The sequence below is a fragment of the Pseudomonas sp. 478 genome (assembly GCF_003254125.1).
In the GTDB taxonomy this organism is placed as follows: domain Bacteria; phylum Pseudomonadota; class Gammaproteobacteria; order Pseudomonadales; family Pseudomonadaceae; genus Aquipseudomonas.
The window spans coordinates 259,932-274,150 of record NZ_QKZG01000005.1; the positions used below are offsets into that span (position 1 = coordinate 259,932).

Consider the following 14,219-nt stretch of genomic DNA (forward strand, 5'->3'; position numbering starts at 1 on the left):
TGTGCTTAATCCGTTTGGGTATCTAAAAATTTCAGAATGCGCTGAAACCGGCAGCCATTGAAATCTTTAACTAAAGTTTCAAGCTGTTACGGGCTGTCTCTATTTCATCCTGACTTGCCTTATAAACCTCTGCCTGCCCCGCGTAGGAAAGAACATAGGCCTTATCTCCATCCACGGCGGCAACCAATGTTTGAGAGAGCACATGCCTTCCGTTCTGCGTGATCGTGCAGGTAGTTTCCAGCGCTGATAAGCGGCTCAAGGTCGTCGGGTGAATCTTGTTGCAGACACTTTGATAGCCGCCTTGAAAGAAGTCCTTCTGCACCGACTTGCGCATCTCCAGCAACACGCCTTGCAGATTTACCTGATGACCGCTTTCCACCTGAGTCATGGTCAACTCCATCACCATCACCGGCGTGCCGCCCTGATCGTTTTTCACCGCGCGCTGGCGGGATACCTGGGCGTTGGCGTGATCTTGCGGGACAGCTTCGACCTCCCAGCCGTTGGGCCAGGTCATGATTGGCTCGTCTGCGTGAGCGCTGTTAACACCTGCAAGCACACAGATCAGGACGAACATCGATTTACAAAAACGCATCATTGCAATGAACACTCACGGATTGAACCGTAAAGTCTGAGCCTCGCCCGTCGGTCAGGCAATAGCCGACTGTTTGGGTTTGGTGATGTCAGAGCCCTTGCGTATCATTGTCGCCATTCGTTAGCCCCACTTATTTTCCGGAGGGCCCATGAGCCTGCACGAATTGAACACCTTCCCAGGCGTGACTGCCCAACCTGACACCGCCACCCAGAAGTTCGTCTTCAACCACACCATGCTGCGGGTCAAGGACATCACCAAGTCGCTGGATTTCTACACGCGCATTTTGGGTTTCTCGCTGGTTGAAAAGCGCGATTTCCCGGAAGCCGAGTTCAGCCTGTACTTCCTGGCGCTGGTTGATAAAAACCAGATCCCGGCCGACGCTGCTGCTCGCACCGAGTGGATGAAGTCGATCCCCGGCATTCTCGAGCTGACCCACAACCACGGCACCGAGAACGACGCGGATTTCGCTTACCACAACGGCAACACCGACCCGCGTGGCTTCGGTCACATCTGCATCTCAGTGCCGGATATCGTCGCGGCGTGCGAGCGCTTCGAAGCGCTGGGCTGCGATTTCCAGAAGCGCTTGAATGACGGCCGTATGAAGAGCCTGGCGTTCATCAAAGACCCGGATGCGTACTGGGTTGAGATCATCCAGCCTGCACCGATGTAAGCCCCACTGCAGACCCCCTGTGGGAGCGGGCTTGCTCGCGAATGCGGACTGTCAGGCGACATCACTGCTGAATGACAAACCGCATTCGCGAGCAAGTCGGATCGCCGCACCGCCGCTCCCACATTGGGAATGTGCAAGACACAAAAAACCCCATGATCACTCATGGGGTTTTTGTGTTTTCAGCGTCGGGTTTTATGCCGGAGCCGAGGTCCGGATCAAGTGATCGAATGCGCTCAGGGAGGCCTTGGCGCCCTCGCCCACCGCAATCACGATCTGTTTGTACGGCACGGTGGTCACGTCACCGGCAGCGAACACACCCGGCATCGACGTTTCACCGCGGGCATCGACGATGATCTCACCGCGAGGCGACAACTCGATGGTGCCTTTGAGCCAGTCGGTATTGGGCAGCAAACCGATCTGCACGAAGATCCCTTCCAGCTCGACGCTACGCAACTCGTCCGACTGACGATCCTTGTAACGCAAGCCGTTGACCTTCTGGCCGTCGCCCAACACCTCAGTGGTTTGGGCACTGGTAATCACGGTGACGTTCGGCAGGCTGTGCAACTTGCGCTGCAAGACCGCATCGGCGCGCAGCTGCACGTCGAACTCCAGCAGTGTTACGTGAGACACGATACCCGCCAGGTCGATGGCCGCTTCGACGCCGGAGTTACCGCCGCCAATCACCGCCACGCGCTTGCCTTTGAACAGCGGACCGTCGCAGTGCGGGCAGTACGCCACGCCTTTGTTGCGGTATTGCTGCTCACCCGGGACGTTCATTTCACGCCACCGCGCACCGGTCGCCAGGATCACGGTCTTGGCTTTCAGGGTCGCGCCGCTGGCGAAGTGGACTTCGTGCAGCTCGCCATTTTTACCCGGCACCAACTTGTCGGCGCGCTGCAGGTTCATGATGTCGACGTCGTATTGCTTGACGTGTTCTTCCAGCGCCACAGCCAGTTTCGGCCCTTCGGTTTCCTGCACGGAGATGAAGTTCTCGATGGCCATGGTGTCGAGCACCTGCCCACCAAAACGTTCAGCCGCCACACCGGTACGAATGCCTTTACGGGCAGCGTAGATCGCGGCCGAAGCACCGGCCGGACCGCCGCCGACGACCAGTACGTCGAAAGCTTCTTTGGCGCTGATCTTCTCGGCCTGACGCTCGATGCCGCTGGTGTCGATCTTGGCGAGAATTTCTTCGAGGCCCATACGACCCTGGCCAAAGTTCACGCCGTTCAAGTAAACGCTTGGCACAGCCATGATCTGACGGTCATCGACTTCGGCCTGGAACAGCGCGCCGTCAATGGCGACGTGGCGGATGTTCGGGTTAAGCACGGCCATCAGGTTCAGTGCCTGGACCACGTCCGGGCAGTTCTGGCAGGACAGCGAGAAGTAAGTCTCGAAGCTGAACTCGCCTTTGAGCGAGCGGATCTGCTCGATCACTTCAACGCTGGCTTTCGAAGGGTGACCGCCGACTTGCAGCAAGGCCAACACCAGGGATGTGAATTCGTGGCCCATCGGGATGCCGGCGAAACGCAGGCGGATATTGGCACCCGGGCGGTTGATCGAGAACGATGGTTTACGGGCATCGTCACCGTTGTCGAGCAAGGTAATTTGAGTAGAAAGACTGGCAACGTCTTTGAGTAATGCGAGCATTTCCTGGGATTTCGCACCGTCGTCGAGGGATGCAACGATCTCGATCGGCTGGGTGACCCGTTCCAGGTATGACTTCAACTGGGCTTTAAGATTGGCGTCCAACATACGGGCGATTTCCTTTTTGAATTCGAAAAAAAACGCCCGAGCGAATCTCGCCCGGGCGTTTTTATTGGGCGGTTGCAGCTTACTTAGGTGCGGAAACCCGCCCTGATGATGCGATCCACAGACTTAGATCTTGCCGACCAGGTCCAGGGACGGAGCCAGAGTGGCCTCGCCTTCTTTCCACTTGGCTGGGCAAACCTGGCCTGGGTGAGCAGCGACGTACTGAGCAGCCTTGATTTTGCGCAGCAACTCGGAAGCGTCACGGCCAACGCCGCCATCGTTCAGTTCAACGATTTTGATCTGGCCTTCAGGGTTGATCACGAAGGTGCCACGGTCAGCCAGACCTGCTTCTTCGATCAGCACGTCGAAGTTGCGGGAGATGGCGTGAGTCGGGTCGCCGATCATGGTGTACTGGATTTTGCCGATGGCTGGCGAAGTGTTGTGCCAGGCAGCGTGGGCAAAGTGGGTATCGGTGGAAACGCTGTAGATCTCGACGCCCAGCTTCTGGAACGCGTCGTAGTTGTCAGCCAGGTCTTCCAGTTCGGTCGGGCAAACGAAGGTGAAGTCGGCTGGGTAGAAGAACACGACAGACCACTTGCCTTTCAGGTCAGCGTCCGACACTTGTACGAAGTCGCCATTTTTGTAGGCGGTAGCTTTGAACGGTTTAACTTGGCTGTTGATGATAGGCATCGATGACTCTCCGTCAGGGTTGAAAAGTTTGGTTGAGAAGTTGATGGAGTGGATCCTACCGACTCGATTGCCGGATGGCTCATTGGCAAAGCTCATGCTGCTCATTGGTTTTCGCTATTAGTCGAACGTATTAATAGAAGAAAACTTACTTGGCAGCGCCAATGGTTTTTTCCGCGAGCGGTGTCATCCCGAGAAACGGGCTGGCTTCAACATAGCGCATGGCGGACTTCATATCCTTCCAGCCCACGTAACTCATCAACGACTTCAAGTCCCACCCGCTCTGATGCGCCCACGTGGCAAAGCCGCGCCGCAAGGAGTGGCTGGTGTAGTGCTCGGCCGGGATGCCGGCGCGCTCCAGCGCCTGGCGCAGTAACGGGATCACGCTGTTGGCGTGCAGCCCCTCCTCACTCAGGTGGCCCCAACGGTCGATGCCCCGGAATACCGGCCCGCGAACCAATGCGGCTTCGCTGATCCAGTCGATGTACGCCTGCACCGGGCACAGGCGCTGCAACGCTGGCGTCTGGTAAGTCTTGCCGAGGTTTTCGCGGTCGCTCTTGGTTCGCGGCAAATACAGCGTGATGCCTGAGCCGGCAGCCGCTTGCACGTGCTCGATCTGTAACCGGCACAACTCATCGCTACGAAAACCGCGCCAGAAGCCCAACAGGATCAGCGCCCTGTCGCGCCTGGCCCGCAACAGAGCCGGTTGATCGTGTTCGGATTTTGCGGTGTGCGCTTCTTGCTCCAGCCAGGCAACGACTTGCTCCAGATGTTGAAGCTGTAACGGCTCGGCCTGTTTTTCTTGAGCCGGGTGTAGCGCGCGAATGCCCTTGAAGACCTTGCGCACCACCGGCGCCTTGGTGGGATCAGGAAAACCCTGACTGTTGTGCCATTGCGCCAGCGCTGACAAACGCAATTTCAAGGTATTGATCGACAGCACACCCGCATGAGCGACGAGGTAACGCGCCACGCTGTCGCTGGTCGCCGGCAGGAAACCGCCCCAACTGACTTCGAAATGCTCGATAGCCGCCCGGTAGCTGCGACGGGTGTTGTCGCGGGTGGCGGCTTGCAGGTAACGATCCAGCTCAGTCATGGGCTCAACTCTCTAAAACGTACCGCTTTGGCGGGTGAAAACGCGCTACAGGGCTTATCACGCGGGGTAATACCAGTATATCCCGCCTGAATACTTGTCGTATTTTAAGTTTTTATGTTGCGTGGTACATTATGTACTTAGGTGGCATGTACCACAGTACGAAATCGTAGGAGAACTCATGGCTCGTGGCGGTGTAAACAAAGCGGTGGTGCAAGCGGCGCGCCTGGCAATTCTGGCGCGCGGTGAAAACCCAAGCATCGATGCGGTACGGATCGAGATGGGCAACACGGGCTCGAAAACCACAATTCATCGCTATTTGAAGGAGCTGGATAACGGCACCGAGCACACCGAAGTGCCGCCAGAACCGATTGATGACGAACTGGCGGGACTGGTCGCGCGGCTGGCACAAAGACTCAAGGAGCAGGCTCAGGAGCCTATCGATCAGGCCCGCGAGCAGTTCGATAAACAAAAGAAAGCGCTGGATACGCAACTGCATGAAGCCCAACAAGCCAACACGCAATTGCAGCAGCAGTACGAGATTCAAAGCCTGGCACTGACTCAAGAGTCCGAGGCCCTGCAAGAAACCGGCGCCATGCTGCAGACCGAGCAAACCCGCAACGCCGGACTGAACCAGGCGCTGGCGGATTTCGAATTACGTTTGCAAGACAAGGATGAGCAGATCCGCTCACTGGAAGAAAAGCACCTACACGCTCGCGATGCCCTGGAACATTATCGCAACGCTGTCAAAGAACAGCGCGAGCAGGAGCAACGTCGCCACGAAAGCCAGGTGCAGCAGATTCAAATGGAGTTGCGCCAGGCCCAGCAAAGCGCATTGGTGCGTCAGGATGAGATCACGCAATTGCACCGCGACAACGAGCGTTTGCTGACGGAGAACCGTGGCACATTGAGAGAATTGAGCCTGCTGCAGGATCAACTCAAGCAAACCAACGCTCGACAGGATCAGTTACTGGAACAGGTCAACCGTATCGACAACGAACGCACCCTCCTCCAGGAACGCTTGCGCGCTGCCCTGCTGGAAAGCCAGTCACTGAAACAGAGCGTCGATGAGCAGTCGCAGATAAACAAAGCGCTGGAAATTGAGTTACTCAAGACTCAGGCGAATCTCGATGAGAGCGTGCGCCTGGCGGCCGTCATTGCGACAGCGCCAGACGCATCAGAGCCCAAAAAGGACGATTAACCCGCGACCGGCGTGCGCATGGTGACGAATTCTTCGGCGGCAGTGGGGTGCACGCCGATGGTTTCATCGAAGTCGCGCTTGGTGGCACCCGCCTTCAAGGCGATCGCCAAGCCCTGAACAATTTCCCCAGCCTCCGGACCGACCATGTGACAGCCCAGAACCTTGTCGGTCTTGGCGTCCACCACCAGTTTCATCAGGGTGCGCTCCTGACATTCGGTCAGGGTCAGTTTCATTGGACGGAAGCGGCTTTCGAAGATCACCACATCGTGACCGGCCTCCCGCGCCTCTTCCTCGGTGAAACCGACCGTGCCGATGTTCGGCAAGCTGAACACCGCGGTCGGGATCATCTTGTAATCCACCGGGCGATATTGCTCAGGCTTGAACAAACGTCGCGCCACGGCCATGCCTTCGGCCAGAGCGACCGGCGTCAGCTGAACCCGACCAATGACATCGCCAAGCGCCAGGATCGACGGTTCAGCCGTCTGATACTGCTCGTCGACTTCGACGAAACCTTTCTTGTCGAGTTTGACCCCGGTGTTTTCCAGCCCAAGATTGTCGAGCATCGGACGTCGACCGGTGGCGTAGAACACACAATCCGCTTCCAGCTCACGACCGTCCTTGAGGGTCACCTTCAGGCTGCCATCGGACTGCTTGTCGATACGCTCGATGTCGGCGTTGAACTGCAGGTCCATGCCACGCTTGGTCAGCTCTTCCTGCAAGTGTTTGCGCACCGCACCGTCGAAGCCGCGCAGGAACAGCTCACCGCGATACAGCAACGTGGTGTCGGCGCCCAGACCGTGGAAGATCCCGGCGAATTCGACGGCGATGTAACCACCGCCTACGACCAGAACGCGCTTGGGCAGCTCTTTGAGGAAGAACGCCTGGTTGGAACTGATTGCATGCTCATGCCCCGGAATTTCCGGAATCTGTGGCCAGCCACCGGTAGCAATCAGGATATTTTTAGCGGTGTAGCGCTCGCCATTGATCTCGACCTGGTGCGGATCAACGATTTTGGCGTGGCCTTCATGCAAGGTCACGCCGCTGTTAACCAGTAGGTTGCGATAGATGCCGTTCAGGCGATTGATCTCGCGATCCTTGTTGGCGATCAGTGTCGCCCAATCGAACTTCGCTTCGCCCGGCGTCCAGCCAAAACCCGAAGACTGCTCGAAGTCTTCGGCGAAGTGTGCGCCGTAGACCAGCAGTTTCTTCGGCACACAGCCGACGTTCACGCAGGTGCCGCCAAGATAGCGGCTCTCGGCCACAGCCACTTTCGCGCCAAAACCGGCAGCAAAACGCGCAGCCCGCACACCGCCGGAACCGGCGCCAATCACATAAAGGTCAAAATCGTAGGCCATTTTCAATCTCCTCGGCAGTCCACAAGCATACCCGCAGACATCCGTTGGGCAAGCGCTGCAAACGATATGGGGACGGAAAATGAAAAAGCCACCCGAAGGTGGCTTTCGATACAAGTGGGTCAGAGGCTATCAGTAAGCCTTGCCAGTCTTGTAGAAGTTCTCGAAGCAGAAGTTGGTGGCCTCGATGTAGCCTTCAGCGCCACCGCAGTCAAAACGCTTGCCCTTGAACTTGTAGGCAATCACGCAACCGTTTTTCGCCTGCTTCATCAGGGCGTCGGTGATTTGAATCTCGCCGCCTTTGCCTGGCTCGGTTTGCTTGATCAGCTCGAAAATATCCGGCGTCAGGATGTAACGACCGATGATTGCCAGGTTCGACGGTGCGTCTTCCGGGGCTGGTTTTTCGACCATGTTGCGAACGCGGTACAAATCATCAGCGATCAGCTCGCCGGCGATCACGCCGTACTTGTTGGTTTCCATTGGATCCACTTCCTGGATCGCAACGATGGTGCAGCGATACTGCTCGTACAGCTTGACCATCTGGGTCAGGACGCCGTCGCCTTCGAGGTTGACGCACAAGTCGTCCGCCAGCACTACCGCGAACGGTTCGTCACCGATCAGCGGGCGGCCAGTCAGGATCGCGTGGCCCAGGCCTTTCATTTCGGTCTGACGGGTGTAGGAGAACGAGCACTCGTCCAACAGTTTGCGGATGCCGACCAGGTATTTTTCCTTGTCGGTGCCTTTGATCTGGTTTTCCAGCTCGTAGCTGATGTCGAAGTGGTCTTCCAGGGCGCGTTTGCCGCGACCGGTGACGATGGAGATTTCGGTCAACCCAGCGTCCAGTGCTTCTTCGACGCCGTACTGGATCAGTGGCTTGTTTACCACCGGCAGCATTTCTTTGGGCATGGCTTTAGTCGCTGGCAGGAAGCGAGTACCGTAACCGGCTGCTGGGAACAAGCATTTCTTGATCATATAAGTCCTTGATAGGGCTGTGTGTACGAGTTTCGGCGCAGTCTAATCAGGCGGCGTGCACCTTACAATGCCCCCGCGCTGGCTAACCGATGCCATCATAGAGAAATATTCTCGCGGATAGTTCCCGAGATAACTCCGCAGCCTTATATAGATAGCACAGACCATCAGATCTGCACGGCCGCGAATCCTACACCATCAGCACCCGTTGAGTGCATTTGGCGCTATCATTGCGCGATTGAACCAGCCAACGAGGCAGATAGATGTCGGAAGCAAAAAGTGTCAACGGGTTCCTGATCAATCAGGCGAAAGACGGCCAGTGGTGGGTAGACAGTGCAGGCGGCGAAAATATCGCCGGGCCTTTCCCTACCGAAGCGTTGGCGATTGAAGTGGCATCCGTTCTGGAGCTCGAACACCCAGCCCCGAAGCGTCGCGGCAAGGACAAGTCCTGAGAAGTACCGGACTCGGCCCAAGCCCTGCCTTGCGCAGGGCTTTTTTGTGATTGCCTGCAACTAAGTGGCCATTCGCTATAACCTTTTGATGCCAGCGCTGTCACAGGCTCAGCCCCTTCATCCTGACGACGACAACGACATGATTAAATTCTTGCCACTGATTGCGGCACTGGCCCTGAGCGGCTGCGCCACTTCCGAAACGACCTACCTGAACAACGGCGAGCAAGGCCTGGCCATCGACTGCTCCGGGGAAGCCAATTCCTGGGCGACCTGCTACGAAAAAGCCGATGCCTCTTGCGCCGGCACCGGCTATCGGATCGTCGGTACCGACGGAACACCTTCGACCAAGGAAAGCGACAAGACGCTGGGCGTCGACGTCGGCAACTACAAGAACCGCAGCGTCGTGGTGGTCTGCAAGTAAGGCGCCCTGCCCTACATGTGAATTTCGGCGAACTTGATCCCGAGACCGCGCACCGTCTCGATCAATTCATCGAGGCTACTGAAGGATTCGACTTCATCGTTTTCATCCACCAGAAAATAACTGCGCCCGGCGCTTTTCTTGAAAAACACGATCCATTCGCCCGGATTCGCCGGATTCTGAATCACGTGGGTGGCAGAGATGTGACCCTCTGCATGGCGCTGCTGTACCTGCTCTCGCTTCATGCTCGACTCCAGAAATGACAATGCCGCCAAAGCGCTGCTTTGGCGGCATCGTGCTGACGGGCGACAGTCTATCAGCCGGAAATGCACGCCGTAGCGGCATTGCGTACATCCATGGGGCGCAACGGTACATTGGAGATACGCTCATGCAATTTGATGCTGCTGCCAGTGGAGCGGTCTTCGATATCAAATACCGCGGCCGGCCCCGACGAGAACTTCTGCGGCACGATGACTCGCATACCATCCTTGTGCGGCTCGACTTGCAGGGCTCCCCGGCTGCCGGCCAGTTTTTCGGTCAGGCATTGCGCGTACTCATGAGGCTTCTTGCCTGAAATTACGTTCATGGTCGGTAGCGACTCATTGATCTCCGAGACACTCGCACAACCACTCATCGCTATTGCCATAGGCAGGAACAGCACACCCCACTTCATACAACACCTCCGATAAAGACACTCCGACAGTACAAATACTGTTTTTCTCCGAGGCATGCTGCATTTATCGCTCATAGAATTCCGAATAACTGTTTTTAATTGTCAAAGCAGACCTCGACGACCGGATAATAACCCGTTCGGGCTGATAAACTGCGCCAATCGCACATGCTATCGTTTTGATTTTGTAGAAAAAGCCCTTCTGGAGGCGCCTCATGAAATTTATCCACCAACGCGAGCACCTCAACGAAGACGACATCGTCGTCATTCAATGCTCCCAAACATGCAATATCCGCTTGATGAACGACGCCAATTTCCGCAGTTTCAAAAATGGCGGCCGCCACACTTATCACGGTGGTGCATTCGACACCTTCCCAGCCCGGATTACTGCACCGAGCACCGGTTTCTGGAACATCACTATCGACACGGTCAACCGCCGGCCGATCAGCGTGACTCGCAAACCGACCCTGACTCACACCATCAAGATCATCCGCCGCTCCAGCACGAAACTGAGCTGAGTGACACCCAAACACCAAGACAAGCAGGTATGACCGTGGCCCAAACGACCAAGTACGTCATCAAGTACAAACTCAATGGTGAGCGTCGCTTCGAATTTGCCCAGCTTGAAAAAGGCACCGAAGAAGAAGCCAAGGCCGCATTGGATGCTCTTCACGGTACGAGCGAAGACGTCATCAGCGACATCAGCGTCAGCAAAGCGCTGTAACGGGATCCGGAGCGACAACATGGACGTCTGCTCCTGTCTCTGGAATTCAACCGCAAGCGCCGGAGTGTTAACGAAGTCCCCGCTCCCTAGACTGGCCACCTCAACCTTTGGTTAAGGAGTCAGAACATGTCTACTTCCTCGATTCGCTTCATCAGCGGCACTTCCAGCCTTGGCATCTTGCTGCTGGCGTTCAGCGCCGAGGGTTTGTGTGCACTGCTGATCGGTGATGATCTGGCATTACTGGAACGCGATCTTTCGCAACGCTTCCCCGGCCAACAAGCACCGCAACGCGATGAAGGCTTGATGCCTGCGCTGGTGCAAACCCTGCGCCACCTCGAAGACCCGCGCACCACTCTGGATTTGCCGCTGGATCTGACAGGCAGCGTGTTTCAACAGCGAGTCTGGGATGCCCTGCGGCAAATACCCGTGGGTGAAACCGCCAGCTATCTGGATATCGCGCGACAACTGGGTCAACCCACGGCTTTTCGGGCGGTGGCCAATGCCTGCGGAGCCAACCCGCTGGCGGTGATCGTGCCGTGCCATCGAGTACTGCGTCAGGATGGCAGCCTTGGCGGCTACCGTTGGGGGCTGGAGCGCAAACGGCAACTGCTGGATCGTGAGGCGCAGCGATGAGCGAGCATTCTCTCGATGGACTGGACTGGGAAGCGCTGGCACAGCAACTCGATCAGGATGGCTGCGCGATCATCAGGTCGCTTTTAAGCGACGAGACGTGCGATGAAATCAGCGCTCTGTACGCCAGTCCCGAACCGTTTCGCTCGCAAGTGATCATGGCTCGTCACGGCTTTGGCCGTGGCGAGTACAAATACTTCAAATACCCGTTGCCGGATATCGTCGCCCGTTTGCGCAGTGCGCTCTATCCTCGATTGGTGCCCATTGCCAATCGCTGGTACGAGCACATGGACCTGCCGACCCGTTTCCCGCAAACCCATGAGGAATTTCTCGACCGCTGTCATGCCGCCGGTCAGGAACGCCCGACGCCGTTGTTGCTGCAATATGGACCGCAGGACTACAACTGCTTGCATCAGGACCTGTACGGCGAACACGTCTTCCCGCTGCAAGTGGCGATTCTGCTGTCAGAGCCGGACGACGACTTCATCGGTGGCGAGTTCGTGCTGACGGAACAGCGCCCGCGGATGCAGTCGCGCCCTCAGGTCATTGGCCTGAAGAAAGGCGACGGGCTGATCTTTGCCGTCAACCAACGACCGGTCAAAGGCGTTCGTGGCTATTACCGAGTCACCCTGCGCCACGGCGTGAGTCGCCTGCACAGTGGAAAACGGCATACCCTTGGAATCATCTTTCACGACGCGCTATGACCCCATGAACCCGCTCACCTTCGACTTGTTTGCCGACGCGGAACCCGAGCAGCAACCCAGGCTCGATCATATCGGCGAACAATCCTGCGTCCTCAGAGGCTTTGCCCTGCCCTGGCTGGATCAGTTGCTGCCCGCACTGGACACGGTTCTGGCGGCGGCACCGTTTCGGCAGATGATCACGCCCGGGGGCTTTACCATGTCGGTCGCCTTGAGCAGTTGCGGCGTGCTGGGCTGGACCACCGACCGCAGCGGCTATCGCTATACCCGCGATGATCCGCTGACCGGAAAACCCTGGCCGAAAATGCCCGAGGTGTTTCTCGAACTGGCACAAGCGGCGGCGCGGGAAGCGGGGTTTACAGATTTCGTGCCGGATTCCTGCCTGATCAACCGCTATGTTCCCGGGGCCAAGATGTCGTTGCACCAGGACAAAAACGAAGTTTCCTACGCAGCGCCCATTGTTTCAGTGTCCCTGGGATTGCCGGCGATGTTTCTGTTCGGCGGCTTCGAGCGCAGCGATAAAAGCCAACGAGTACCGCTGCTCCATGGCGACATCGTGGTCTGGGGTGGCGTGGATCGTTTGCGTTATCACGGGGTCTTGCCGATCAAGGACGGCCAACACCCGCGACTGGGCGAACAACGGATCAACTTCACCTTTCGTACCGCCGGATAAAGCCTTCGAATTCGACCGCAAGACCCGGGGTGCAGCGACCCCGTCGGCTGGTTAATCTGCATGAAACAGGTCAGGACATGAAGCCATGACAAGCCATTCGACAAAGATTGCCACCGAGAACGATCCTCGCTGGGCTGCCGTCGTCGCGCGTGATCCCCGGGCAGACGGACAGTTTGTATACGCGGTGAAAACCACCGGCATTTACTGCCGCCCCAGCAGCCTGGCGCGTTTGCCGAAACCGCAGAATGTCGAGTTCTTCGACACGGCCGAGCAGGCCCAGGCGGCGGGTTATCGCCCCAGCAAACGCGCCGCGAAGGATCAAAGCGACATCGCCGCGCAACACGCCGCGACCGTGGCGGCCGCTTGCCGCCAGATCGAAACCGCTGAGAATCCGCCTGTCCTGAGCGAACTGGCTGTTGCGGCGGGCCTCAGCAGCTTTCACTTCCATCGGGTGTTCAAAGCGGTGACCGGTCTGACGCCCAAGGGTTACGCTGCGGCCCACCGTTCACGCAGGGTCCGTGAGCGCCTCGCGGACGGAGACTCGGTGACCGACGCGCTGTATGACGCCGGCTTCAACTCCAACAGCCGTTTCTATGAATCCGCCGATCAGCTATTGGGCATGAAACCCGGTGATTACCGTGCGGCCGGTCAGAACAACGACATTCGTTTTGCCGTCGGCCAGTGTTCCCTGGGCGCGATTCTGGTGGCGCAGAGTGAGCGTGGTGTTTGTGCGATCCTGCTGGGCGATGACCCGCACCAACTGGTCTGCGATCTGCAGGACAAGTTTCGGCGCGCCAATCTGATTGGCGCCGACCAAGCGTTCGAGCAACTGATCGCCAAGGTGGTTGGTTTTATCGAAGCGCCGGCCCTTGGCCTGGACTTGCCGCTGGACGTTCGCGGCACCGCTTTTCAGGAACGGGTCTGGCAAGCCCTGAGGGAGATTCCCGTCGGCTGCACCGCCAGCTACGCCGATATCGCTCAGCGAATCGGCGCGCCAAAAGCGATGCGCGCCGTGGCTCAAGCCTGCGGCGCGAACAACCTGGCGGTGGCGATTCCGTGCCACCGCGTGGTGCGCAGCGACGGCAACCTGTCGGGCTATCGCTGGGGTGTGGAGCGCAAGCGTCAGTTGCTTGAGCGCGAAAACCCGTCTGAGTCCTGAATGCCGATATAGACCGACACTGAATCCGCGCTGGTATAGACCTCGAAGTCTGTGGCGAACGAGCGGCAAACCTGCGGGTTGTCCTTAAAGTAAGCCCAGATCAGGCCCCACGCCTGAATGACGCAGTCCGGCATCGCCCCTTTGGCGCTGAACACCAGGTAATCGCCCCCCTCCACCTGAACCTGCGCAAAGCCCTCCGAGGGCGCGGTGACTGCCACACCCGCCGTCACATCGAAGTGGCCTGAAGCATCGGACTCGTAGTTGGAGTAGACGCCGTACATGAAGGAATCCGGCTGTTTGTGGGGGATCTTGTCGAAAATCCCCTCAACGAAGAATTGTTCCCACATCGGACCGATGCGCGCAGTGCCTGGTTGCTGCTCTGCGGCATTGCAAGTGCGCACTTGCAGGCCCGAGACGCTAAAGGGCCGTACTTCACGCTGCTTTACATCCATGGTCAATAGTCCTTGTCTCTGTCATTT

At 57.7% G+C, this 14,219-nt stretch carries 19 protein-coding genes; 10 read left to right on the top strand and 9 right to left on the bottom strand.

Going from position 1 to position 14,219, the window contains the following annotated elements:
• Positions 1-70: 70 nt before the first annotated feature.
• The gene (locus tag DFS28_RS12970) at positions 71-574 is read right to left on the bottom strand and encodes a DUF4946 domain-containing protein (RefSeq protein ID WP_371922172.1); all 504 of its coding nucleotides are present in this window, start codon (positions 572-574) and stop codon (positions 71-73) included.
• A gap of 166 nt (positions 575-740) precedes the next feature.
• Between DFS28_RS12970 and gloA the strand changes: the two genes are divergently transcribed.
• Positions 741-1,262 (top strand): lactoylglutathione lyase, encoded by a 522-nt coding sequence (gloA, locus tag DFS28_RS12975; RefSeq protein ID WP_033055156.1) that lies wholly within the window; start codon positions 741-743, stop codon positions 1,260-1,262.
• Positions 1,263-1,454: 192 nt separating this feature from the next.
• On the opposite strand, the gene ahpF is transcribed toward gloA, so the two are convergent.
• The 3 genes from ahpF to DFS28_RS12995 form a co-directional block, all read right to left on the bottom strand.
• A complete protein-coding gene (ahpF, locus tag DFS28_RS12985) occupies positions 1,455-3,017 on the bottom strand; it encodes an alkyl hydroperoxide reductase subunit F (protein WP_111450112.1) in 1,563 nt (520 codons plus the stop codon).
• Positions 3,018-3,140: 123 nt separating this feature from the next.
• On the bottom strand, positions 3,141-3,704 hold the full coding sequence (ahpC, locus tag DFS28_RS12990; RefSeq protein WP_008155117.1) for an alkyl hydroperoxide reductase subunit C: 564 nt from the start codon (positions 3,702-3,704) through the stop codon (positions 3,141-3,143).
• A gap of 145 nt (positions 3,705-3,849) precedes the next feature.
• Positions 3,850-4,794, bottom strand: a complete 945-nt coding sequence (locus DFS28_RS12995) for a site-specific integrase (protein ID WP_111450113.1) — start codon at positions 4,792-4,794, stop codon at positions 3,850-3,852.
• A 178-nt stretch (positions 4,795-4,972) separates the two neighbouring features.
• On the opposite strand from DFS28_RS12995, the gene DFS28_RS13000 reads away from it, so the two are divergent.
• Positions 4,973-5,992, top strand: a complete 1,020-nt coding sequence (locus tag DFS28_RS13000) for a DNA-binding protein (protein WP_111450114.1) — start codon at positions 4,973-4,975, stop codon at positions 5,990-5,992.
• Here DFS28_RS13000 and gorA read toward each other — a convergent pair.
• Together gorA and galU are read right to left on the bottom strand one after the other, a co-directional pair.
• Positions 5,989-7,347, bottom strand: coding sequence for a glutathione-disulfide reductase (gorA, locus tag DFS28_RS13005; protein WP_111450115.1), 1,359 nt, complete (start codon positions 7,345-7,347; stop codon positions 5,989-5,991). The two genes, DFS28_RS13000 and gorA, sit on opposite strands and share 4 nt — an antisense overlap.
• 129 nt (positions 7,348-7,476) lie before the next feature.
• Positions 7,477-8,316 carry a UTP--glucose-1-phosphate uridylyltransferase GalU gene (gene galU, locus DFS28_RS13010; RefSeq protein WP_074876936.1) on the bottom strand — a complete coding sequence of 280 codons (840 nt, stop codon included), beginning with the start codon at positions 8,314-8,316 and terminating at the stop codon, positions 7,477-7,479.
• A 260-nt stretch (positions 8,317-8,576) separates the two neighbouring features.
• Here galU and DFS28_RS13015 point away from each other — a divergent pair, with 260 nt between their 5' ends.
• Together DFS28_RS13015 and DFS28_RS13020 are read left to right on the top strand one after the other, a co-directional pair.
• Positions 8,577-8,765 carry a hypothetical protein gene (locus DFS28_RS13015; RefSeq protein WP_111450116.1) on the top strand — a complete coding sequence of 63 codons (189 nt, stop codon included), beginning with the start codon at positions 8,577-8,579 and terminating at the stop codon, positions 8,763-8,765.
• 139 nt (positions 8,766-8,904) lie between these two features.
• A complete protein-coding gene (locus DFS28_RS13020; protein WP_111450245.1) occupies positions 8,905-9,186 on the top strand; it encodes a hypothetical protein in 282 nt (93 codons plus the stop codon).
• A gap of 11 nt (positions 9,187-9,197) precedes the next feature.
• Here the strand turns inward: DFS28_RS13020 and DFS28_RS13025 are convergent, their stop codons facing one another.
• Entirely contained in the window at positions 9,198-9,428 is a 231-nt protein-coding gene (locus DFS28_RS13025) for a hypothetical protein (protein WP_111450117.1), read from the bottom strand.
• Positions 9,429-9,499: 71 nt separating this feature from the next.
• Positions 9,500-9,856 carry a hypothetical protein gene (locus DFS28_RS13030; protein ID WP_111450118.1) on the bottom strand — a complete coding sequence of 119 codons (357 nt, stop codon included), beginning with the start codon at positions 9,854-9,856 and terminating at the stop codon, positions 9,500-9,502.
• Between the two features lie 212 nt (positions 9,857-10,068).
• Between DFS28_RS13030 and DFS28_RS13035 the strand changes: the two genes are divergently transcribed.
• The 6 genes from DFS28_RS13035 to ada all read left to right on the top strand — a co-directional run bounded on the left by DFS28_RS13035 (position 10,069) and on the right by ada (position 13,740).
• Positions 10,069-10,371, top strand: coding sequence for a DUF1883 domain-containing protein (locus DFS28_RS13035; protein WP_024164534.1), 303 nt, complete (start codon positions 10,069-10,071; stop codon positions 10,369-10,371).
• 29 nt (positions 10,372-10,400) lie between these two features.
• On the top strand, positions 10,401-10,577 hold the full coding sequence (locus tag DFS28_RS30515) for a hypothetical protein (RefSeq protein WP_158539679.1): 177 nt from the start codon (positions 10,401-10,403) through the stop codon (positions 10,575-10,577).
• Positions 10,578-10,703: 126 nt separating this feature from the next.
• Positions 10,704-11,210 (top strand): methylated-DNA--[protein]-cysteine S-methyltransferase, encoded by a 507-nt coding sequence (locus DFS28_RS13040; protein ID WP_111450119.1) that lies wholly within the window; start codon positions 10,704-10,706, stop codon positions 11,208-11,210.
• Positions 11,207-11,911, top strand: a complete 705-nt coding sequence (locus tag DFS28_RS13045) for a 2OG-Fe(II) oxygenase (RefSeq protein ID WP_111450120.1) — start codon at positions 11,207-11,209, stop codon at positions 11,909-11,911. Before DFS28_RS13040 ends, DFS28_RS13045 begins: the two co-directional genes overlap by 4 nt.
• Positions 11,912-11,915: 4 nt before the next feature.
• Positions 11,916-12,581 (top strand): DNA oxidative demethylase AlkB, encoded by a 666-nt coding sequence (gene alkB, locus DFS28_RS13050; RefSeq protein ID WP_111450121.1) that lies wholly within the window; start codon positions 11,916-11,918, stop codon positions 12,579-12,581.
• Positions 12,582-12,666: 85 nt separating this feature from the next.
• On the top strand, positions 12,667-13,740 hold the full coding sequence (gene ada, locus DFS28_RS13055) for a bifunctional DNA-binding transcriptional regulator/O6-methylguanine-DNA methyltransferase Ada (RefSeq protein WP_111450122.1): 1,074 nt from the start codon (positions 12,667-12,669) through the stop codon (positions 13,738-13,740).
• Here ada and DFS28_RS13060 read toward each other — a convergent pair.
• Positions 13,704-14,192 (bottom strand): GyrI-like domain-containing protein, encoded by a 489-nt coding sequence (locus DFS28_RS13060; protein ID WP_111450123.1) that lies wholly within the window; start codon positions 14,190-14,192, stop codon positions 13,704-13,706. The genes ada and DFS28_RS13060 overlap by 37 nt on opposite strands.
• Between the last annotated feature and the right edge of the window lie 27 nt (positions 14,193-14,219).

What these genes read in the sequence shown, in the direction of transcription:
- DFS28_RS12970 (WP_371922172.1), bottom strand. Translation starts at nt 574, where the DNA reads ATGTTCGTCCTGATCTGTGTGCTTGCAGGTGTTAACAGCGCTCACGCA.
- gloA (WP_033055156.1), top strand. Translation starts at nt 741, where the DNA reads ATGAGCCTGCACGAATTGAACACCTTCCCAGGCGTGACTGCCCAACCT.
- ahpF (WP_111450112.1), bottom strand. Translation starts at nt 3,017, where the DNA reads ATGTTGGACGCCAATCTTAAAGCCCAGTTGAAGTCATACCTGGAACGG.
- ahpC (WP_008155117.1), bottom strand. Translation starts at nt 3,704, where the DNA reads ATGCCTATCATCAACAGCCAAGTTAAACCGTTCAAAGCTACCGCCTAC.
- DFS28_RS12995 (WP_111450113.1), bottom strand. Translation starts at nt 4,794, where the DNA reads ATGACTGAGCTGGATCGTTACCTGCAAGCCGCCACCCGCGACAACACC.
- DFS28_RS13000 (WP_111450114.1), top strand. Translation starts at nt 4,973, where the DNA reads ATGGCTCGTGGCGGTGTAAACAAAGCGGTGGTGCAAGCGGCGCGCCTG.
- gorA (WP_111450115.1), bottom strand. Translation starts at nt 7,347, where the DNA reads ATGGCCTACGATTTTGACCTTTATGTGATTGGCGCCGGTTCCGGCGGT.
- galU (WP_074876936.1), bottom strand. Translation starts at nt 8,316, where the DNA reads ATGATCAAGAAATGCTTGTTCCCAGCAGCCGGTTACGGTACTCGCTTC.
- DFS28_RS13015 (WP_111450116.1), top strand. Translation starts at nt 8,577, where the DNA reads ATGTCGGAAGCAAAAAGTGTCAACGGGTTCCTGATCAATCAGGCGAAA.
- DFS28_RS13020 (WP_111450245.1), top strand. Translation starts at nt 8,905, where the DNA reads ATGATTAAATTCTTGCCACTGATTGCGGCACTGGCCCTGAGCGGCTGC.
- DFS28_RS13025 (WP_111450117.1), bottom strand. Translation starts at nt 9,428, where the DNA reads ATGAAGCGAGAGCAGGTACAGCAGCGCCATGCAGAGGGTCACATCTCT.
- DFS28_RS13030 (WP_111450118.1), bottom strand. Translation starts at nt 9,856, where the DNA reads ATGAAGTGGGGTGTGCTGTTCCTGCCTATGGCAATAGCGATGAGTGGT.
- DFS28_RS13035 (WP_024164534.1), top strand. Translation starts at nt 10,069, where the DNA reads ATGAAATTTATCCACCAACGCGAGCACCTCAACGAAGACGACATCGTC.
- DFS28_RS30515 (WP_158539679.1), top strand. Translation starts at nt 10,401, where the DNA reads ATGACCGTGGCCCAAACGACCAAGTACGTCATCAAGTACAAACTCAAT.
- DFS28_RS13040 (WP_111450119.1), top strand. Translation starts at nt 10,704, where the DNA reads ATGTCTACTTCCTCGATTCGCTTCATCAGCGGCACTTCCAGCCTTGGC.
- DFS28_RS13045 (WP_111450120.1), top strand. Translation starts at nt 11,207, where the DNA reads ATGAGCGAGCATTCTCTCGATGGACTGGACTGGGAAGCGCTGGCACAG.
- alkB (WP_111450121.1), top strand. Translation starts at nt 11,916, where the DNA reads ATGAACCCGCTCACCTTCGACTTGTTTGCCGACGCGGAACCCGAGCAG.
- ada (WP_111450122.1), top strand. Translation starts at nt 12,667, where the DNA reads ATGACAAGCCATTCGACAAAGATTGCCACCGAGAACGATCCTCGCTGG.
- DFS28_RS13060 (WP_111450123.1), bottom strand. Translation starts at nt 14,192, where the DNA reads ATGGATGTAAAGCAGCGTGAAGTACGGCCCTTTAGCGTCTCGGGCCTG.